This is a genomic window from uncultured Hymenobacter sp. (assembly GCF_964242765.1).
GTDB lineage: Bacteria > Bacteroidota > Bacteroidia > Cytophagales > Hymenobacteraceae > Hymenobacter.
In genome coordinates, this window is record NZ_CAXTBM010000039.1 from 39,865 (window position 1) to 61,502 (window position 21,638).

The 21,638-nt window shown below is 56.9% G+C and carries 14 protein-coding genes; 11 read left to right on the forward strand and 3 right to left on the reverse strand.

What is annotated here, in order from left to right:
* Positions 1-30 precede the first annotated feature (30 nt).
* From crtD to ACFE7X_RS16300, 4 genes are all read left to right on the forward strand, one after another.
* A complete protein-coding gene (gene crtD / locus ACFE7X_RS16285) occupies positions 31-1,533 on the forward strand; it encodes a 1-hydroxycarotenoid 3,4-desaturase CrtD (RefSeq protein ID WP_375436744.1) in 1,503 nt (500 codons plus the stop codon).
* 101 nt (positions 1,534-1,634) lie between these two features.
* On the forward strand, positions 1,635-2,318 hold the full coding sequence (locus tag ACFE7X_RS16290; RefSeq protein WP_375436745.1) for a carotenoid biosynthesis protein: 684 nt from the start codon (positions 1,635-1,637) through the stop codon (positions 2,316-2,318).
* A 95-nt stretch (positions 2,319-2,413) separates the two neighbouring features.
* Positions 2,414-3,025: a TetR/AcrR family transcriptional regulator gene (locus ACFE7X_RS16295; RefSeq protein ID WP_375436746.1), complete on the forward strand. Its 612-nt coding sequence runs from the start codon at positions 2,414-2,416 to the stop codon at positions 3,023-3,025.
* 302 nt (positions 3,026-3,327) lie between these two features.
* The gene (locus ACFE7X_RS16300; protein ID WP_375436747.1) at positions 3,328-3,912 is read left to right on the forward strand and encodes an arylesterase; all 585 of its coding nucleotides are present in this window, start codon (positions 3,328-3,330) and stop codon (positions 3,910-3,912) included.
* A gap of 139 nt (positions 3,913-4,051) precedes the next feature.
* Here ACFE7X_RS16300 and glgP read toward each other — a convergent pair whose 3' ends face one another.
* Positions 4,052-5,704: an alpha-glucan family phosphorylase gene (gene glgP, locus ACFE7X_RS16305; RefSeq protein ID WP_375436748.1), complete on the reverse strand. Its 1,653-nt coding sequence runs from the start codon at positions 5,702-5,704 to the stop codon at positions 4,052-4,054.
* Between the two features lie 444 nt (positions 5,705-6,148).
* Here glgP and ACFE7X_RS16310 point away from each other — a divergent pair, with 444 nt between their 5' ends.
* From ACFE7X_RS16310 to ACFE7X_RS16330, 5 genes are all read left to right on the forward strand, one after another.
* A complete protein-coding gene (locus ACFE7X_RS16310; protein ID WP_375436749.1) occupies positions 6,149-7,591 on the forward strand; it encodes a hydrolase in 1,443 nt (480 codons plus the stop codon).
* A gap of 202 nt (positions 7,592-7,793) precedes the next feature.
* On the forward strand, positions 7,794-9,698 hold the full coding sequence (locus ACFE7X_RS16315; RefSeq protein WP_375436750.1) for a glycoside hydrolase family 13 protein: 1,905 nt from the start codon (positions 7,794-7,796) through the stop codon (positions 9,696-9,698).
* A 240-nt stretch (positions 9,699-9,938) separates the two neighbouring features.
* Complete coding sequence (locus ACFE7X_RS16320) at positions 9,939-11,696, forward strand: alpha-amylase family glycosyl hydrolase (RefSeq protein ID WP_375436751.1); 1,758 nt, start codon at positions 9,939-9,941, stop codon at positions 11,694-11,696.
* Between the two features lie 225 nt (positions 11,697-11,921).
* Positions 11,922-13,331 (forward strand): MFS transporter, encoded by a 1,410-nt coding sequence (locus ACFE7X_RS16325; protein WP_375436752.1) that lies wholly within the window; start codon positions 11,922-11,924, stop codon positions 13,329-13,331.
* A gap of 237 nt (positions 13,332-13,568) precedes the next feature.
* The gene (locus ACFE7X_RS16330; protein WP_375436753.1) at positions 13,569-14,669 is read left to right on the forward strand and encodes a glycosyltransferase; all 1,101 of its coding nucleotides are present in this window, start codon (positions 13,569-13,571) and stop codon (positions 14,667-14,669) included.
* Between the two features lie 248 nt (positions 14,670-14,917).
* Here the strand turns inward: ACFE7X_RS16330 and ACFE7X_RS16335 are convergent, their stop codons facing one another.
* Positions 14,918-16,624: a M28 family metallopeptidase gene (locus ACFE7X_RS16335; RefSeq protein ID WP_375436754.1), complete on the reverse strand. Its 1,707-nt coding sequence runs from the start codon at positions 16,622-16,624 to the stop codon at positions 14,918-14,920.
* Between the two features lie 241 nt (positions 16,625-16,865).
* The gene (locus tag ACFE7X_RS16340; RefSeq protein WP_375436755.1) at positions 16,866-17,276 is read right to left on the reverse strand and encodes a hypothetical protein; all 411 of its coding nucleotides are present in this window, start codon (positions 17,274-17,276) and stop codon (positions 16,866-16,868) included.
* A 281-nt stretch (positions 17,277-17,557) separates the two neighbouring features.
* Between ACFE7X_RS16340 and ACFE7X_RS16345 the strand changes: the two genes are divergently transcribed.
* Positions 17,558-20,593, forward strand: coding sequence for a M16 family metallopeptidase (locus ACFE7X_RS16345; RefSeq protein WP_375436756.1), 3,036 nt, complete (start codon positions 17,558-17,560; stop codon positions 20,591-20,593).
* Positions 20,594-20,729: 136 nt separating this feature from the next.
* On the forward strand, positions 20,730-21,638 hold a 909-nt coding region (locus ACFE7X_RS16350), incomplete at its 3' end, for an SBBP repeat-containing protein (protein ID WP_375436757.1).

The following is a 21,638-nucleotide window of genomic DNA, read 5'->3' on the forward strand; positions in this document are numbered from 1 at the left end:
CTACTCACAACTTACCTTTTACTTTTCTCAGTGGCTCGCAATCAACCTTTCGTTTCTCCTTCCTCCCACCCTGTTGCCATCGTTGGGGCGGGTATTGCCGGTATTGCTACGGCGGTGCGGCTGGCCATGCGGGGGCACCGCGTCACGGTATTTGAGGCGCAGGAGTCGTTTGGGGGCAAAATGCACCAGTTGGAGCTGCCCGGCGGCTACCGGTTCGATGGGGGCCCGTCGCTGTTTACGCTGCCGCACCTCGTCGATGAGCTGTTCGAGCTAGCGGGCCGCAACCCGAAAGACTACTTCCGCTACCAGCGGCTCGACCCGATTACGCAGTACTTTTTCGCCGACGGCACTCGCCTCACAGCCTGGGCCGACGAAGAGAAGTTTGCCGCCGAAGTGGAAACCAAGTTGCACGTGCCGGCCGCCGACGTACTAGCTTTTCTGGCGCGCAGCCGCCGCGCGTACTCGGCTACGGCGGGCACGTTTCTGCAAAAGTCGTTGCACCGGGCCAAAACGTACCTGAGTCCCGAAGTGCTGAAAGCAATGGCCGCGGTACCGCAGCTCGGCTTGCTCGAAACCATGCACCAACGGCACCAGTCCACTTTCCCGCAGGATGCGCGCCTCGTGCAGCTCTTCGACCGATTTGCCACCTACAACGGCTCCGACCCGTACCAAGCCCCCGCCACGCTCAGCATGATTCCGCACTTAGAGCACGGGCTGGGCGCGTTCTACCCCGAGGGCGGCATCTATGCCATTGCTCAAAGCTTGGTCCGGCTGGCCGAAGAGTTGGGCGTACAGTTCCGCTATCAGGAGCCAGTACTGGAAATTCTGACGGCTGATGGCCGCGTAACGGGTGTTCAAACCCCGCGGGATGTCTACGACTTCGGGCTGGTAGTCAGCAACATGGACGTAGTGCCCACCTACCGCCGCTTACTGCCCACCCAGCCCGCGCCCGAGCGCACGCTAAGCCAGCCCCGCTCGTCTTCGGCCCTGATTTTCTATTGGGGAGTGGCGCGCCGTTTTCCAGAGTTGGGCGTGCACAATATCTTTTTCTCGGAAAACTATCAGCAGGAATTCGAGGCCATTTTCCAGCAAAAGACCGTTAGTCCCGACCCCACCGTGTACGTCAACATCACGAGCGGGCACACGCCCACCGATGCGCCGCCCGGTCACGAAAACTGGTTTGTGATGGTGAACGTACCCCATGACCAAGGGCAGGATTGGCCGGCTCTCATCAACCAAACCCGACAAGCCGTGCTGGCCCGCGTAAGTAAAGCGCTTGGCGTTGACGTAGCGCCGCTTATCAGGGCCGAGCATGTCTGGGACCCGCCGGGCATTGCCGGGCGCACGTCGTCGTTTGGCGGGGCGCTGTATGGTAGTTCCAGCAACAACCAGTTGGCAGCTTTTCTGCGGCACCCCAACTTTTCGCGGAAGTTGGAAGGGCTGTACTTTTGCGGCGGCTCGGTGCACCCAGGCGGCGGTATTCCACTTTGCCTGCTCTCGGCCCGCATCGTCTCTGACTTACTTATGAATTGAGAGCTCTGTGTTCTGAATGGATTTCGTGCTGATCTTGAGAGCGGTAACCCAACTGCGCAAAACAACCCACTCAGGCTTCATACTCTATTATTTTTTCCTTCATGCCCGATCCGACTCAACAATATCTGGCCCCGGTAACAACCCAATTCACTGCTCAACGACGGCGCTTGCGTGTTGCGCAAGGTGTGCTGCTTCTGTTTTATGTCACTGGCTTTCTGGGGCTCGGGTTTTCCGACAACCCCGCCTTCTATTTACAGTTTGTGCCGCTGAACCTGCTACTTACAGTGGGCTTGTTGCTGGCGTTTCAGCCGGAGCGCAGTGTGGCGTTCGTCTGGTTTTGCTTGGTAACAACGGCCGTGGGCTTTCTTGTGGAAGTGGTTGGCATCCAGACCGGTTTGGTGTTTGGCTACTACAAGTACGGCTCTACGCTAGGGCTACAATGGCTGGGGGTGCCACTGCTTGTAGGAGTTAACTGGCTGATGCTCACGTATACAACCGGCATCTTGGCTCGCTACCTGCCGCTGCCTGGTATTGGGCGAGCTGTGGTAGCCGCCCTGCTCATGGTGGGCCTCGATGCTTGCCTGGAGCCCATTGCCGTGCGTTACAACTTCTGGCAGTGGCGGTTCGACGTTATTCCCTTCCAAAACTTTAAAGGATGGTTTGCCGTGGCTCTCATCCTGCAAGTGTTTTTCAACCGCTCCGACTTCGTGAAACGCAATGCGCTAGCGCCCTTCGTATATATGCTGCAATTGCTGTTTTTCTTCGGGCTAGGGCTATTAGATTAGCTTTATAATAAAGAATAAAATTAGTTAGGAATACTATTTGCTTGCATTGCCAGCGTTATAGCGAGTAGTTACTCCCACTCAACCCCGTTCGTCTTATGGAGCAAGTCGTACTCCATCAGTTACTTGATAAAGCAAATTTATTGTTTCGGTCTGTAGGTGTTGGCTTAGTGCACGAAGAGCAACTTGCGGCGGCTCTCGACCTGGATCTGGTGGCCTTTCGCTACCAATTCGGTTCTAAGTCCGAGCTGGTATTGCAGGTTATCCAGCGCAACTTGGCGCGGCAGCGCCACGAGCATGATCAGTTGTTTGCCAATCTAGGCACGCCTGTAGAATGCTTATTAGCCTTGCTTCACCACAGCCTTCACGAGTTGCGCCGCTCGCCTCACTACGATTACCATGTGATGCGCGAACAGTATCCGCAGGCCTGGGACACGATTCAGCAGTATTTGCAGCAGTATTCGTATCCTTTGCTTACCCAACTCTTGCAGGAAGGCATCATCGAAGGGCAGTTTCGTGCCGACCTCGATGCCCCGTTCATTGCCCGTATTATGCTGGCGCAGTTCAGCCTCATCCTCAACGAGGATGTTTTCCCGCCCGACTTCACCAATCTGGCCGATGTCTACCGCAACATCTTCTTTTACTACGTGCGCGGCTTGTGCACCGAGGAAGGCGTTCGGCTTGCCACTTCCCATTTCGCCCGTATGTAGTGTAGCTGTTGCCACAGCATAGTGGTAAGTACTCCCGAAAAACAGCCCGGGCCCGACTTCCTTGCGAAGTCGGGCCCGGGCTGTTTTTGAGCTTATCGGAAGCCAACCGTCGCCGGAACCTGCAACACCGCATGGTCGTTTGCCTTGGTATAATTCAGGCTTTATCAGTGGCCATCGGCTCTGATTTCCTCTCACTACTTCGCGTTTCTTCTTGACTGCTTGGCGTTTATTTCACCCAAGCTGGCTCGGCTGTTTGTGCTAGGCTTAGCGATGCCGGGGCTTTCCAACTGCTTTTCCTTTGTATGCAAAACATTATTTTCTTCGGCGACAGCCTTACGGCTGGTTATCAGCTACCAGCCAGCGCGTCCTTCCCTAGCTTGCTTCAGCAGCGTATTGATTCACTGGGCTTACCCTACAAAACCTTTAACTACGGCGTGAGCGGCGAAACCAGCGCCGGTGGCCGGTTGCGCTTAACCAGCGTGCTAAGCCGCCAATCCGCCGACGTATTCGTGCTGGCTTTGGGCGCCAATGATGGGCTACGGGGTATTCCTGTGCGCGAAACCACTCAGAACCTGCAAACCATCATCGACCAAGTAAAACTCAAATATCCGGACGCGCGCATTGTGCTGGTGGGACTGGAATTCCCATTTGACTTGGGGCCGCTGGGTGGCCACCGCATGGCCCGCTATGCGCAAGAATTCAAGGCCTTATTCCGGGAGCTAGCCGAGAAAAACAGCGTCCCGTTCGTACCCTTCCTGCTGCAAGGCGTAATTGGCCGCCGCGAACTAAATCTGCCCGATGGAGTGCACCCCAACGCCGCCGGCCAGAAGATTCTGGCGGATAACGTGTGGGCCGTATTGAGTGGGGTACTGATGGCTCAGGTGTAAAGCGAGCTTCTTTTAGTACATAAGCAAGGGCAGCTGTCCTTCCGACGCAAAAGGAATCTGAATTAATCCGTTAAATAGGTTAATCCAGATTCCTTCTGCGTCGAAAGGACAGCTGTTCAATGAAATAGGATCTTAGCCACTACTTGGCATTGTAAAGCTTCTGGTAGTATTCAGTGGCCATGCGGTGCGACTCGAACTCGGGCTCCACTTCACGCATGCCAGCTTTCACTACTTCCAGGTACTTGTCCGGCTGTCCATAGTAGAGCGGCACGATTTCGTTTTCCAGCACGTCAAGCAGGTTAGTGGCCTCGATGTCATCCTTCACGTCGTCGGCTTGATAAGGGTCGGTGTGAGGGATGATGAAGCTGTTTTCGCCGTGGCGGGCGAATTCGGGCACCCAGCCATCGGCGATACTCAAACTAACGGAGCCGTTCATGGCGGCCGTCATGCCGCTGGTGCCAGAGGCTTCGCGGGGGTAGCGGGGCGTGTTCAACCAGATATCAGAGCCGCGCTTGAGGTAGCCGGAGAGGGTTAGCTCGTAGCCCGTCAGTACGGCGCAGTTGTTGAGCGGCTTAACCTTGCGGATAATGTCGTTGAACAAACCGATGGCACCGTAGTCCTTGGGGTAGGGCTTGCCGGCCCACAGGACCTGCACCGGCCGGTCGGTGTTGTTGATGATGCTTAGGAACCGCTCGAAGTGGCGCAGAATCAGGTCGGCGCGCTTGTAGCCGGCGAAGCGGCGGGCCCACACCACGGTCAGCACGTCGGGGTTGAGCAGAGTACCGGTTTGGTCGGCTACGATGTCGAAAAGTTGCTTTTTCAGCTTGCGCTTGCGGGCTTTGAGGGCCGTATCGTCGTTGGCGACCAAGGCTTCGTGCAGTTGCTGGTCGCGCCAGTAGGTGCCGTTTTGGGCGTTGGTGATGGCAATGATGGGGCAAATGCCCTGGTTGCTGCCCCACATTTCATTGGCTACGGTGCCGTGCACTTTGCTTACGCCGTTGGAAAGGCGCGAAAAGCGCAGGGCGGTGAGCGTGTAGTTCATCCGGTCGTTTTCGACACCGGCTACGCGCGTGATTTCCTCGGTGGGCACCGACCCAAAGAACGACATCTTGGCCAGCAGCGGCATGGGGTGCTCTTCGTTGCCGGCTAGCTCGGGCGTGTGCGTCGTGAACACCAGACGCTTACGCACTTCTTCCAATTGGCGGCCGTGCTTTTCGTAGAGGTAAAACGCCAGCGGCAAACCGTGGCCTTCGTTGAGGTGATACACATCCACGGGCACACCTAGTAAGTCGAGCAGCTTGCCGCCACCCACGCCGAGCAGGATGCTTTGCGCAATACGAGCGGCCGTGTCGGCGTCGTAGAGGTGGTGCGAAATGGTACGCGAGATGAAGTCGTTTTCGGGAATGTCGGTGGTGAGGAAGAACATGGGCGCCGTACCGAACGTGTCGGGGGCTAGGTAGAGGGCCTTCACGTACACATCCGCATTGTGGATGGTGATGGGGAAGGTAAGCCCCGTGTCTTCCAGGAAGGAATACGACTTCTGGCGGAAGTCGGCGCGCATGGTTTGGTCTTCGTTGCGGCCTTGGTCGTAGTAGCCGAAGCTCCACAAGATGCCGATGCCCACCAGGTTTTGCTTGAGCTCGTAGGCGGAGCGCATGTGCGAGCCTGCTAGGAAGCCAAGGCCCCCGGAGTAGGTTTTAAGCGCCTGATCCAGCGCAAATTCCATGGAGAAGTACGCCGCCTGCGTCGTGAATTCGGCAGCGGGGGTGTAGGGTTTAAATTCGAAAGCCATTGAGAAAGAAAGGGTCAGAGAAAAAGGCAGCTCAACCAAGTTACCCACAGCCCCGACATACGGCCAGCACAGCAATACGTTCGGGGCAAGCGCCGGCCAAGGTGCGGACATTCCAAGTGAAAAACAAAGTATGCTATGCCTGCTTGGAGGGAGCTAATGGAAAATCAGGGGCAAGAACAGACGCACGGTAGGCCTCTCGAAAACCACAGGAAAAGACTACTATTCGTTGTTCAATAGCTTCTGCAATTCGGCCTGCAGCATAGCATAGTGTGGGTATTAGATAGGGAAATTCATATAATTTAATGCATAGCGGTTGGATGGAGCCAAGAACTGAAACTGTTATAAGTTGACACAACCGTAACATCAATTCTGGCCTAACTAGCTGATTGACCGGGTAGTTTTGCGCTCTTGTCCTACTCCAACCTCAACCCTAAACAAGCTTAGATGAAGTTCAATCCTTTACTCGCTACCGCGCTGCTGACGCTGTCAGTTGCTTGCTCGAAGCTAGAGCCCACGCCAAGCGCCGCTCCGACTACAACCACTACCGCCGCCGATGTTAGCGCCGCAGGGTTTCCGGAGGGGTTTGAAACCGGCACCAAAACCGCCTACACCAACGGCTCCGTCACGCTCGGCTCCGGTTCCTGGACCTTGAACGACGCCCTCATCGGCACCACCACCGCCGACGCCAAAACCGGCAGCCAGTCGGTGCGGGTGCGCAATGTGGGCACAGTCGGCATGAACTTCAATACCACCACCGGCGCGGGCATCGTGACGGTCGGCCACGCCGTGTACGGCACCGATGCCAGCTCGCAATGGGAGCTATGGGCAAGCCAGAACAGCGGCAGCTCCTACGTAAAAGTGAGCAGCACCATCACGAGCAGCAGCGCCACACTGAGCACGGCTTCGTTCAGCGTGAACCTGAGCGGCAGCATACGGCTGCAAATCCGGAAGATTTCTGGCGGCACCAACCGCATCAACATCGACAACGTGGCGGTGGAGCAGTACGGCAGCGGGGGCGGCACCACCCCGCCACCCGCTACTAGCGGCAAGAAGTTTCTCTTTGACGGTTCGCACGGCGAGCTAGCCGGCAATGCCGATTGGGTGCTCGACGTGAACAGCGGTGTGGCTTCGCGCTACCCGTCGCCAGCCCAAAGCGGCATCACCAGCACCACCGCCGAAACCTACTGGACCGGCGCTATTTCGGCGTGGGGCGTGGCCTTGGCCAAGCAAGGCCACACGGTAGAGCAGCTGCCTACCGGTGCCGCCATCAGCTACGGCAACACCGCTAACCCACAGGACCTGAGCTACTACAGCGTGTTCGTGGTCGATGAGCCCAACATCATTTTCACGGCCGCCGAGAAAACGGCCATCCTGCGGTTTGTGCAGAATGGCGGCGGCTTGTTCATGATTTCCGACCACGACATTTCGGACCGCAACAACGACGGCTACGACTCCCCCGACATCTGGAACGACCTGATGCAGAACAACTCGGTACAAGCCAACCCCTTCGGCTTCACGGTGAACCTCGACAACATCGTGGAAAACAGCAGCAACGTCCGCACCGGCACCAACCCGATTCTGAACGGTTCGCAAGGCGCCGTGTCGCAGCTTTCCTTCCACAACGGCGCCACCATGACGCTCAACCCTACCGCCAACAGCACCGTGCAGGGCCTAATCTGGCGCAGCTCCACTACGCAGGGCAACAGCTTGGCTATGGCCGCTAGCAGCACCTTCGGCTCGGGCCGCGTGGTTGTTATCGGCGACTCCTCGCCCGCCGACGACGGTACCGGCTCACCCGGCAACACCGTGTATGACGGTTGGGGCGAAAACCCAAGCCATTCCCGCCTGCACCTGAACGCCTCGCTCTGGCTAGCCAAGCTGCAATAAGCTTATTGTCAGAGAGAAATTAGAGCCAGCAAACTAGTTCTAGTCTTCATTTCCTATTCGCTTCTGAAAGCCTCGCCATCTGGCGGGGCTTTCTGCTTTTAGACAGCGCTTGACCTCTGCTACAAACGACGCTTGGCAGGGATACTAGGGTTCTATGGAGGTGCTTGTTACCTTACCGCCCCCATTCTAGTCCCAAATTCCCATGAAATCGTCCCACTTCCTGCTGCCGGCGTTGGCCGCTTGTCTGCTGGCAGCACCTATTGCCCAAGCACATTCTAGCTCCGACTTAGCCAGCTCATTGACTGCTCCGGCCAAAAAGCCCGCCGGCGTCACCCGCATTGACCCAACTTTCTGGTGGGTGGGCATGAAGAACCCCAAACTTCAGCTGCTGGTGCACGGGCCCGGCATAGCCAGCAGCACGGCTAGTTTGCGCTACGACGGCGTGACGCTAGACGGCACGCAGAAGCTGGAAAGCCCTAACTATCTGGTGGTTAACTTGACTATCAGTCCCACCGCTAAGCCGGGCCAACTGAAGCTAGAGTTTAAAGGAGCGAAGAACTTCAGCTACAATTACGAGTTGAAAGCCCGCACCACGCCCGGCGACAAAACCCAGGTGCAAGGCCTCAGCACGCAGGATTTCATCTACTTCCTGATGCCGGACCGGTTCTCGAACGGTGACCCCAAAAACGACTACATCAAAGGCATGAAGGCTCCCGCCGCGGCCCGCGACTCTATGTACAGCCGCCACGGCGGCGACCTAAAAGGCATAGCCAACCACTTCGACTACTTCAAAACGCTTGGTGCTACGGCGTTGTGGCTCACGCCCATCGTGGAAAACGACCAGCCCAAGGCCAGCTACCACGGCTATGCCCTCACCGATTACTACAACGTAGACCGCCGCTACGGCACCAACGAGGAGTACCGAGCCTTCGTGCGCAATGCCCACCAAAACGGCCTGAAGGTGGTGCAAGACGTGGTGCTCAACCACATGGGTTCGGAGAGCTACCTGTTCCGCGACCAACCCGCCAAAGATTGGTTTCACCAGTGGCCCACCTTCACGCGCAGCTCCTTCCGCGACGCGGCCTTCAACGACCCGCACGGCTCCCAATACGACCGGAAGCTATTTGGCGAAGGCTGGTTCGATACCACCATGCCCGACCTCAACCAGAGCAATCCGCTGGTGGCAACCTACATCATCCAGAACAATCTGTGGTGGGTGGAAAACACGGGCATCGACGCCTACCGCATCGACACCTATTCCTACTCCGACCGCAACTTCCTGATGCAGTGGGGACAGGCTATTTTGGACGAGTACCCGCAGCTCGGCATGTTCGGTGAGACGTGGGTGCAGGGCACGGCGCAGCAGGCGTACTTCGCCCGCAACATCCTGCCGTCCACCGACGGGTTTAAGAGCAATCTGCCCGGCGTCACCGATTTTCAGCTGCAATACGCCATCAACGAGGCGCTAACCAAGGACGCTGGCTGGACCGAGGGCATCAGCAAGCTCTACTACACCCTGCACGACGACTGGCTCTACGAAAACCCCATGCGCAACGTGGTCTTCCTCGACAACCACGACATGAGCCGCTTTTATTCGGTGATAGGCGAAGATTTCGCCAAGTACAAGATGGGGTTGGCGTGGCTGCTCACCACCCGCGGCATCCCGCAGCTTTACTACGGTACGGAGGTGCTGATGAAGAACTTCTCGAACCCCGATGGCAAGGTGCGGGAGGATTTCCCCGGCGGCTTTCCCGGCGACAAAAAGAACCTGTTCACGTCGCGCTCCGGTCAGGAAGCCGAGGCGTTCGACTACGTGAGCAAGCTGGCCAACTACCGCCGCACGCACGAGTTTTTGCACGCTGGCAAGCTCATGCAGTTCATTCCCGACCAGGGCGTGTACACCTATTTCCGCTACTCCGATGCGGGCACGGTGATGGTGATGATGAACTCCAACAAAGAAGAGAAAACCGTGGATATGGCGCGGTTTGCGGAACGGCTCAACGGGTTTTCTTCCGGCGTGGAAGTGACCACAGGGGCGGCAATTGCTGATTTGAAAACGGTGAAGATTCCGGGACGGATGGCTTGGGTGGTGGAGTTAAAGAAATAGTGCTTTATTTATAGTGGTTTCACGATTCTTAGTGGCAGAAGGCGCCGAAGCTCCCTGTTTGCCAGCACCGTGTCAGCCCTTCAGCCTAACTCTGTGCGCCAACTGTGGGCCCGCAACTCCAGCACAAATGCCCTCAGCCACGCAAACTTCTGCCCCCCATCCCGTATGAAGAAACTTGTCTTGCCGGCAATGCTTGCGTTGGCCGCTTTTACTTTTCCACTTTCGCGTATAGCTCAGCCCGTGTCCGATACTGTCTTCCTTGCGGATCCTAACACCACCGAAGAGGTTCCTCAGGACCACAAACTGGTCGTTTATCAGTTGCTGACCCGCCTGTTCGGCAACAAAACCACCGTCAACAAACCTTACGGTACCGTACAGGAAAACGGCACCGGCAAGTTCAACGACATCACCGACAAGGCGCTCCAGGAAATTAAGAAGATGGGCGTCTCGCATGTCTGGTACACCGGCGTGATTGAGCACGCCACCATGACCGACTACACCAAGCAGGGCGGCCCCGGCCCCGACGATGCCGACATCGTGAAAGGCCGCGCCGGCTCGCCCTACGCCATCAAAGACTACTACGACGTGGCCCCCGACTTGGCCGTGAACGTGAAAACCCGGATGACAGAGTATGAAGCCCTCATCAAGCGTACCCACGCCAACGGCCTGCAAGTGCTCATGGACTTCATTCCGAACCACGTAGCCCGCAGCTATAAGTCGGATGCCAAGCCGGTCGGCGTTGTTGACCTCGGTGCCCAAGACGACAAAACCAAGGCCTTCGCGCCCAACAACAACTTCTACTACCTGCCCGGCCAGAACCTAGTAGTACCCAAAGAAGGCAACCCGCTCGGCGCTGCTCTCGGTCCGCGTGAGGACGGCAAGTTTGCGGAAACGCCCGCCAAAGCCACCGGCAACGACGTGTTTTCGGCCACGCCGAGCGTGAACGACTGGTACGAGACGGTGAAACTCAACTACGGCGTCGACTACCAGAACAACCGAAAAACCTACTTCGAGCCCATTCCGGACACCTGGAAGAAGATGCGCGACATCCTGCTGTTTTGGGCCAAGAAAGACGTGGACGGTTTCCGCTGCGACATGGCCGAAATGGTGCCCGTCGAGTTTTGGGCGTGGGTGATTCCAGAGGTGAAAAAGGTGAAGCCCGACATCCTCTTCATTGCCGAAGCCTATAACCCCAAGGAGTATAAGACCTACTTCGAGAAAGGCAAGTTCGACTTCCTCTACGACAAAGTGGGCCTCTACGACGCCTTGCGCCGCCTGATGACGGGGGGCGGCAACACCGAGGAAATCACGAAAGTATGGCGCGAAGAAAGCCGCGGCTACTCGTCCCGGATGCTGCGCTTCCTCGAAAATCACGACGAGCAACGCATTGCCTCCAAGGACTTTGCCACCGACCCGCGCACCGCTATTCCGGCCATGGTAGTCACGGCTACGTTGGGCTCAGGCCCGGTGATGCTGTACTCGGGGCAGGAGGTAGCCGAGCCGGCCCTGAAGTCGGAGGGCTTCTCCAGCGAGGACGGCCGCACCACCATCTTCGACTATTGGGGCGTGCCGGAGCACCAGAAATGGATGAACGGCGGCAAGTTTGATGGCGGCCAGCTCTCGGAAAGCCAGAAGCAGCTCCGCGACTTTTACTGCCGCTTGCTCAACCTGAGTAGCACCAGCGAAGCCATCCGCAAGGGCAAGTTCTACGAGCTGCAAGACGCCAACAACCTTGGCCAAAACTACGACCAGAAGCAAGTCTACAGCTACCTGCGCTACACCGACAACCAGCGCCTGCTCATCGTAGTCAACTTCAGCCGCGACAAAACCTCGAAGCCCACCATCCAAATCCCGCGTGAAGTACGCCAGCGCATGGGCCTCAACCCCGACCAGTTCTGCACCTACACCGACCTACTGAACAACACGCCCCCAACGGAAAACCTCACGCTCACCTTGCCGCCCCTAAGCGCCTACGCGTTCGAAATCAAGCCGAAATAGTAGCTTAGCGCTTAGGCCGTTCTATCAAGTTCAAAAGAACAATTTAGGCACTAAGAGCCTATCTGAGTAAGGCCCTTGTCATTGCGGCGTAGGAGGAATCTGGCTTATCTCGTTGAACGGTTTTATCTAGATTCCTCCTGCATCGGAATGACAACGCCCTTGCTCGGACAGTCTCTAAGCACTAAGCACCAGGTACTAAGCACTAACCCCAAATTCCCACATCCTATGGCAACCGGCGTAGTGGCGGCTCCTAGTAGCACCCGCCAAAAACCTCGTTTGAGCTTCTGGCAAATCTGGAACATGAGCTTCGGCTTCATGGGTATCCAGTTTGGGTTTGCCCTCCAGAATGCCAACACCAGTCGCATCTTCTCGAACCTCGGTGCCAACGCCGACGACATTCCGATTCTGTGGGTGGCGGCCCCGCTAACGGGGTTGCTGGTGCAGCCTATCATCGGGTATATGTCGGACCGGACGTGGAGCCCGCGCTGGGGGCGGCGACGGCCATTCTTCTTGGTAGGCGCCATCCTGGCGTCGATAGCCATGCTGATTATGCCTAACTCGCCTACGCTGTGGATTGCGGGCGGCATGCTCTGGATTATGGATGCCAGCATCAACGTCAGCATGGAGCCGTTCCGGGCGTTTGTCGGCGACAAGCTACCCAACGAGCAGTATACCAGCGGCTTCGCGATGCAATCGTTTTTCATTGGCGTTGGAGCCGTAGTGGCTTCGCTGCTGCCAACGCTGCTAACCAGCATGGGAGTGGCCAATGAAGCGCCCGACGGCATTGTGCCCAACTCGGTGAAATATGCTTACTACCTGGGCGCGGCGGCGTTTTTCTTTTGTGTGCTTTACACCGTCTTTACCTCCACCGAGTATCCGCCCGAAGACATGGAGGCTTTCCAGCGGGAGAAAAGCTCGGTTACGTTCATGCAGGGAGTCAAGGAAACCTTCTCGGGGGCTTTGCACATGCCAAAGGTGATGAAGCAGTTGGCGTTAGTGCAGTTCTTCACGTGGTTTGGCTTGTTTTGCATGTGGATTTTTACCACGCTGGCCGTTACCAAGCACCTCTATGGCACTACCGATTCCAAATCGGCTGCCTTCAACGAGGGAGCCAATTTTGTGGGCGAAGCTTTTGCCATGTACAGTGGTATTTCGGCTGTGTTTAGCTTGCTGCTGCCTTGGGTTGCCCGCAGATTCAGCCGTAAAATAACCCACATGCTTTGCCTAACAGCGGGGGGCCTCGGGCTGATGTCGGTGGCTTTTATCACCGAACCCTGGATGCTGCTCGTGTCGATGGTGGGCGTAGGTGTAGCTTGGACGTCTATCCTGTCGGTGCCGTACGCTATGCTGGCCGGCTCGATTCCGGCGCACAAAATGGGGCATTTTATGGGAGTCTTCAACGCCTTTATTGTGCTGCCGCAGGTGTGCGCCTCGTTGGGCTTACCGGCTGTTATGAAGCAATTTCCGAGCCTCGACCCGCTGAACGTGGTAGTGCTGGGCGGGGTGCTAATGGTAATTGGGGGCTTGCTCACACTGCGCGTCGACGACAACGAACAAGTTCACCTGCCATTTGCCGACAACCAGCCTATCAACCCTGGCTATGACCCAGGTGCCGCACCCGACCCGAGGGTTTAACTGTTTCTTGTGCTTTACTTCTCGCCCTGGCTGCTTCTGCGGCCGGGGCTTTTTGCTGCCTTTCGGCCTCGAATCAATTTTCACTTACTCCGTGTTTGTACGGATAAATCAGGAAACCAAAATCCGCATTTAACTCACAACGTACAGCAGGTCCTACGCCGTAGAACTCAAGTGCTCCAGGGCTACGCCTTCTTGCTTGGTCGAGTGGTGCAGTTCCTTCTTTATTCCTAGCTGCCTATGTTGCTTTTGATGGTTTTCCTCGGCCTGTTTTTCGGGTTGTTCATTTTGTTTTTGGTGCTGCTGTTGCTAGCCCGCCCTGCCCCGGCCAGTACCAAAGCCCGGCCCCGAGTAAGTATCCTGATAGCGGCCCGCAACGAGGAAGCCACCATCGAGCGGTGCCTGACTTCTCTGACCCGCCTCAACTACCCGCCGGATTTACTTGAAATTTTGATTGCCGACGACGCCTCTACCGACAACACGGCTGCGGTAGTGGCGCACTTCATCAAAGACAAGCCGCAGTTTCAACTATTGAGCGTGCGGCACCGCCTCGGTACGGCTCGCGGCAAAAGCAACGCTTTGGCTCACCTGTGCCGTGCCGCCACCACCGACTACTTCCTGCTCACGGATGCCGACATGGCCCTCGCCCCCGATTGGGTGCAATCCATGCTGGCCGCCACCGAAACCGATAATGTAGGCGTCGTGACCGGCATCACCACCGCCGACAGCGGCGTGTTTGGCCGCCTCCAAGGCCTCGACTGGCTGTTTGGCCTCAACCTCATCCGGTTGCTTTCCGACACGGGCGTGCCCGTTACGTCCGTCGGCAACAATATGCTCGTGACGCGGGCGGCCTACGAGTCCATTGGGGGCTATGAGGCACTGGCTTTCAGCATCACCGAAGACTTGCAGCTTTTTTCCCGCATTGTCGCGCAAGGGTGGGGCTTTCGGAACCTCTGCGACCCGCGCGTGCTCGGCGTGACGGTACCGCAGCCTACTATGCGCCATTTGCTTTGGCAGCGTAAGCGCTGGATGAAAGGAGCCGTCCGCCTGCCGGGCCAACTTTCTTTGCTGTTTGGGTTCTATGGCATTTTCTATCCGGTTTTGTTTTGGCCTGGTTTGCATCCGCCCATGCTAATTCTCGGAGTATACGCCGCCAAGATCTTGTGCCAAACCCTGTTCCTGGCTATTACGCTCCGGCAAGTAGGCCGCCGCGAATCGTTGGGCCTGTTGCTGCTCTATGAGTTCTACCTCTGTTTCATGTCGTTGGCCGTGATTGGCTACACGCTCTGGCCAGGCTATATCCAATGGAAACAGCGCCGCTATCAGTGGGCGGAAGGTTGAGTTGCTTGTGTGCTAAGTCATTAAAAAAGCAGCCCCGGCCTAACGGCCGGGGCTGCTTTTGCTTTATCACCAACCTAAGATTTTTAGGCCAGAATCACCTGTATTCAATTTTCTATTTATCTGTCATGCTCCGACTCCGCTTGGTATGAGAGGCAGTTTGGCAACGTCAGCACACCATAGATATTACGCAAGCAGACACTACGTAAGTCTGCGAGGCACTAGGCTTCCTGCATTGACTAAGCAGACTGCTACTTGTTAGCCAAGCTCTTCTCCCGGGTAGCCTTGAACTCCGAGCCTGGTTTCCACTTCGGGAACGTGCTTTCGCCGGCTAGGCGCTGGCCGATGCGGAAAAGCAAACGGGCATCCTGCTCCATGCCGCGCAAGTCCCACTTGGGGTCGTACTCGTCGGAGGGCTGGTGATAGTTTTTGGCGGTGTAGGTTTGCATCTGTTGGGCGGCGTACTCCTTGCCGCGGGAGCGGCTGTCGAAGGCGCCTTTGGCATCGAGGGCCGGCACGCCCACGAAGGCAAAGCTGAAGTGGTCGGAGCGGTAAAAGCTGCCTTTTTCGGGGTGCTGGTCGGGCAGAATGTAGCGGTTCTGTTCTTTGGCGGCGTCGCGGGCGTAGTCGTCTAGCTCCGACTGGCCGTAGCCGATAACCGTCAGGTCGCGCATCGGACCGAAGGCAGCCAAGGCATCCATGTTCAAATCGGCCACGGTTTTCTTGAGCGGGAATACGGGGTGGGCGGCGTAATACGCGGAACCCAACAGGCCCTGCTCCTCACCCGTCACGGCCAGAAACACAACGCTCCGGCCGGGCGCTTGAGGTAGCTGGGTATAGGCTTTGGCGATGCTCAATAGAGCGGCGCAGCCGCTGGCGTTGTCCACGGCGCCATTGTGGATGGAGTCGCCGTTGATGGCCGCCCCGATGCCGAGGTGGTCCCAGTGGGCGGAGTAGATGATGTACTCGTCGGCGCGGGTGGAGCCGGGCAGCACGGCCAGCACGTTTTTGGAGGCGGTGCGGCGCAGCTTGTTCTTTACGCTCGTGCTCATGGTCAGCCCACCTAGCGGCCGAGCCCGAAAACTAGGCTTGTTGGCCGCAGCATACGCTTCCTCATACGATTGGCCGGCGGCCGAAAACATCTTCTTGGCCGCATCCAGCGTCATCCAGCCTTCAATCACGCACTTGCTGGCGCCCTTGTCGGCGCGCTGCGGCCGAAGCTTGGCCCCGGAGTAACTGCTCTGCACCACCGACCACGGATAGGCGGCCGGCTCGGTGTCGTGCACGATGAGCAGACCGGCAGCGCCTTGGCGGGCGGCTTCCTCGTACTTGTACGTCCAGCGGCCATAGTAGGTCATGGCCTTGCCCTTGAAGAGCGTGGTGTCGTTGCCGGCATTGCCGGGGTCATTGACGAGCACCACCACCGTTTTGCCTTTCACATCGAGGCCGGCGTAGTCGTTCCACTGGTACTCGGGCGCTACTACGCCGTAGCCGGCAAACACCATTTCAGAATTTTGCAGCGCCACGGCGGGTTTTTCCTGCTGCGTGAAGGCCACGTAATCGGTTTTGTAATTCAGGGTAATCGGACCGCTCTTGCCGCCACTTAGCTGCATGGTGGGGGCCGGCTGGCCGGTAATTTCCACCAGCGGCACGTTTTGGAAGTAGGTGCCGTCGGGACCGGGCTTCAAGCCCAGTTTCCGAAATTGGTCGGTGAGGTAGGCGACAGTCTTCTCTTCGCCCACCGTGAACGGCTTGCGGCCCTGAAACTCATCGGAAGCTAATATCTTGGTTTGCTCGCCAATGTAAGCCGCCGTAATTCCATCCGGCGGCGAGACAATGGTGGTATCGGATGGCGGGGCAGAAGCCGCGCCGGCCCCAGCCTCCGACGACGATGTGGACTTGCTTTGACAGCCGGCTAGCGCCGTGAGTACCAGCAAACAGGAAACAGAAATACGCATACGACTGAATAGGTGGAGAAACAGGCAACGAAAGTTGCCGGCGCCCCAAGGTGTCGAAAATGTCGCAAAAAGCTTTACTCGGAAGCAGTGCGTCAACCGGGAGAACCATCAAAGGCTGTAGCGCGAAGCCTGCGCTTCGCGTCTCGTTGCACGAAACTGCGCCGTTGCAACGAAGACGCTCTACTATGCGCGAAGCGCAGGCTTCGCGCTACAGCCTTCGATTAACCACTCGGATTGTCTTCTACCGGCTCTGCAACCACTCCTGCGCGGTCTGCTCTTCCGTAAAAACGCGCAAGGCCATGCTGGTGTGCACCGAGTCGGTGGCCATTTCTTGGGCTAGGCGCTGGCTTAGCGTTTCGGCGTGGTAGGGTAGCACGAGGTAGGCGAGGCAAGGCCGAATGCCGGGTAGCGCGCTCGTGAGCTGCTCGCAGAAAGAGGTAACCAGCCAATGCAAATCGGCAGGATCGGCCAGGCCACGACTACGCAAATCAACCAACCAACGGCCCACCTTCTCGCGTTTAGCTAGTTCGAGGGCCGCTTGGTAGCCGCTGCGGTGCTCCTCGGAAGTAGCCGGACGAGTCCAACGCAAAAACACCTGACCTAAATCGGAGCGGTGGGAAAGAAGCAGGTATTCGAGGTTGGTAACGAGCATGAGAGCAGCAAAAGCCAGCAAATATAAGTGCCAATCTTATTAGTCAAGCTATGGCCGTGTTTATGAAATTGCAATGAAGCAACTATTTTTTATAATATTTATATTCGTTGGAATTTAAAGTAGTATCCGACGTTCCATTTTCCTGCCTGAAAAGCTGCTGTCCAGGTTGAATTTGATGGACTTAAGTTGACTGTACTTCGTGCATCTTACTTGAACTTATGTGCGTCTCTTCATCCCTCAATTTCCCGAATACGTTTTCATTTTTCTTTTAGCAATACCACATGACTTTGAAATCTATCTGGCTGTTAGGCCTTGGATTTGCCTTGGCGCTGCCCCCCGCCACGGCGCAGCAGAAGCCAGCGGCCAAGCCTGCTGCTACTGCTAGCGGCACGCGCCTCGTCGAAAAAGTAACCCGTAAAGGCAGCGAAGTAGTGATTCCGTACGAGAAGTACGTGCTAGCCAACGGCCTGACCTTGCTGATCCACGAAGACCACTCCGATCCGCTGGCCCACGTCGACGTGACGTACCACGTAGGTTCGGCGCGTGAGCAGATCGGCAAGTCGGGCTTCGCGCACTTCTTCGAGCACATGATGTTCCAGGGCTCCGACCACGTTGGCGACGAGCAGCACTTCAAAATTGTAAGTTCGGCAGGCGGCAACCTCAACGGCACTACTAACCGCGACCGGACCAACTACTTCGAAACCATTCCGAACAACCAGGTGGAAACGGCACTGTGGCTGGAAGCCGACCGCATGGGCTTTTTGCTGGATGCCGTAACGCAGCAAAAGTTTGAGGTCCAGCGCTCCACCGTGAAAAACGAGCGGGGCCAGAACTACGACAACCGCCCTTATGGCTTGGCTAGCGAGAACATCGCCAAAACGCTTTACCCGTACGGGCACCCCTACAGCTGGCTCACTATCGGCTACCTCCAGGACCTGGACCGCTCGGACGTCAACGACTTGAAGAACTTCTTTTTGCGTTGGTACGGCCCTAACAACGCTACCATTACGGTGGGCGGCGACGTGAAGCCGGCCGAAGTGGTGAAGATGGTAGAGAAGTACTTCGGGCCTATCAATCGGGGGCCGGCCGTGCAGAACATGAAGCTGCCCGAACCGGTGCTGACGGCTGACCGCTACGTGAGCTACGAAGACAACGTGCGCTTCCCGATGCTACAGATGGTGTTCCCTACTGTGCCGCAGTACCACCCCGACGAAGTAGCTATTGACGCGCTGGCCGAAATCATTGGCGGCGGCAAAACGTCGTTGCTCTATAAAAACCTCATCAAGACGCAGAAGGCGGTGCAGGCGCAGTCCTACCACCCAACCTCGGAACTGGCCGGCGAATTTACCATCACCAGCCTGAGCTTGCCCGGCAAAGGCCTCGACAGCATGGAAGTGTTGGTGCGCCGCACCCTAGCCGAATTCGAGCGCAACGGCGTCACCGACGACGATGTGGCCCGCTTCAAAGCCAGCCGCGAAACCGACCTCATCAATGGCCTAAGCAGCGTGAGCGGCAAAGTCAGCCAGCTGGCCTCTTTTCAAACATTCACGGGCAACCCAAACCGGCTGCCACAGGAATTGCAGAAGTTACGTGCCCTCACCAAAGCCGACGTGCTGCGCGTGTACAACAAGTACGTGAAAGGCAAGCATGCCGTGGTGCTGAGCGTGGTGCCGAAGGGTGCTGGCAACTTGGTAGCTAAAGCCAACAATTTCACACCTAGTAAAGAAGGCTACCAAGCTCCGAAAGACGATTATACCGGTCTGAAATACGCTAAAGCTACCGACAGCTTCGATAGGAGCAAGCAGCCCGGCAGCGGCGCCAATCCGGTAGTGCAAGTACCTGCTGTGTGGCGCGAAGACTTCGAGAACGGCCTGCGGGTAATGGGCAACCGCAACACCGAAATTCCGACCGTGACGATGTTGCTAACACTGCGTGGTGGCCATCGCCTAGAGCAAGCTAACCCCAACAAAGCCGGCGTAGCAGCCCTCACGGCCGCTATGCTCAACGAAGGCACGCAGAAATACACCGGCGAGCAGTTTTCCGCCGCCCTCGACCGCCTCGGCAGCGTCATCCAGGTATATGGTGGCGACGACAATACGCAGATAGTCGTTAGCAGCCTCACCAAAAACCTGCCTGCCACGCTGACCCTGCTAGAGGAAGTGCTACTGCACCCACGTTTCGATCAAGCTGATTTCGATAGGGTGAAGAAGCAGACACTGGAAGGAATTGCCAACCAGAACACGCAGCCCGTAGTCATTGCCAACAAAACCTACTCGCGCCTGCTCTACGGCCCCGCCGACATTATGAGCATGCCGGTATCGGGTACTGCTACTACAATGCAAAGCTTGACGCTCAATGATGTGAAGCAGTTCTACGCGCAAAACTACGCGCCCAATGTAAGCTACCTCACGCTGGTTGGCGACGTGGACCAGAAGACAGTGGTGCCGCGCATGGCCTTCCTCAAGTCGTGGAGCCGCAAGAACGTGACGCTGCCCGCCGGCAACCCCGCCCCGCAGCCCGACAAAACGCGCATCTACTTCGTAAACAAAGACAACGCCGCGCAGTCGGAAATCCGGGTGGGCTACCTGACCAGCTTACCTTACGATGCCACCGGCGAATTCTACCGCGCTTATCTAGCCAACTACATCTTGGGTGGTGCCTTCAACTCGCGCATCAACCTGAACTTGCGCGAAGACAAAGGCTACACGTACGGCGCCAGTTCCGGTTTCAGAAGTTCCCGCTACGTAGGGCCGTTCACGGCGCAGGCCGGCGTGCGGGCCGATGCCACGGCGGCTTCGGTGAAAGAGTTCATGAGCGAAATCAAGAACTATCGCAACGGCGCCACCGACGAGGAACTACAGTTCCTGCAAGCGTCGGTAGGTCAGCAGGATGCACTTCGCTATGAAACCGGCCAGCAGAAAGCCGCCTTCCTGGGCCGCCTATTGGAGTACGACCTGCCCAACGACTACGTGCGGCAGCAAAGCGAAATCCTAAAGAACCTGAAGCGCGAAGACCTGCAAGCCAGCGCCCAGAAATACCTGCCCGCCGACAACATGTACATCGTGGTGGTCGGCGACCGGGCCAAGGCTTTTCCTGGTTTGAGCGAGCTAGGCTACGAAGTGGTGGAGCTAGATTTGGAAGGCAACCGCGTAGCGGCGCCCGCCACAGCCACGGCCGCGCCAGCTTCGCCTGCCCCCGCAGCCCCCGAGGCGGCTACTGCCGAGAAAATGAAGATGGTAACCAAGGACGGAAAAGGCAAAAAAGAGAAGCGCAAGCAGAAAACCAACGAGGACGGTACGGCTGGCAAAGGCAAGTAATTGCTGATAGTCACGGTTTAAATGAAAAGCCCGGTTCGGAAACGAGCTGGGCTTTTTCATGAACAAATACTTGTGAGTTAAATAAACAGCTACTTTACTTTTACATTCTTCTTTTTCTACTATTCATTTCCGCTACATGCTGATCTTTACTAATATACGTCATGGAATAGTATTGCTGTTTTTTTGGATTATAGCCGCCTCTGCCTCCGCCCAAGCCCCTACTTTTGATAGGGCCTTCGCCTTTGGCAATAGTAATAGCTCAGGTGGGTCAGATGCCAAAGCAACAGTTGTCGACAGCCAGGGCAACACCTATGTAACTGGCACTTTCGGCGGCACCATCCGTTTTGGCAACCTTACCCTATACAGCACCGGTGGGTCCGATGTGTTCGTGGCTAAGCTCGATGCCGCTGGCAATTGTATTTGGGCAGCAAGTGGGGGTGGTTCCAACACGGATTATGGCCGGGGCATTGGCCTTGATGCGGCAGGCAACGCATACGTAACGGGCATTTTCTCTGGTTCTTCTGCCCGCTTTGGCACCACGTCAATAGCAGCAACTGGCCCTGGCCTTTTTGATACTTACGTAGCCAAACTAAGCCCTACCGGCGCTTGGCTCTGGGCCGTGCGCGGAGGGGGGCCCGGTGATGATTATGCGCAAGCAATAGCCGTAGACCCCACTGGCAACTCCTATATAACCGGCAATTTCAACGGGGCCACCATAAGCTTTGGCACGACCGTGTTGACCAATGCCAGTACGGCAAATGGCTCGGATGCCTTTGTAGCAAAGCTGGATGCAGGTGGTACTTGGCAGTGGGCAGCAAGGGGTGGCGGAACAAACAGCGAGGGAGGCGAAAGTATTGTCTTAGACGGTCTTGGCAATGTTTATGTCACGGGTTCAGTTAGTAGCCTAAACTCAAATTTTGGCAACGTTTCTCTGGTTAGAACCAGCCAGAATCTTGGGTTGTTGGTAGCAAGCCTCAACAGCAGTGGAAATTGGCTTTGGGCCAACAGCAGCGGGGGCAATGGAGGCGGTTCCGGCTATGGTATA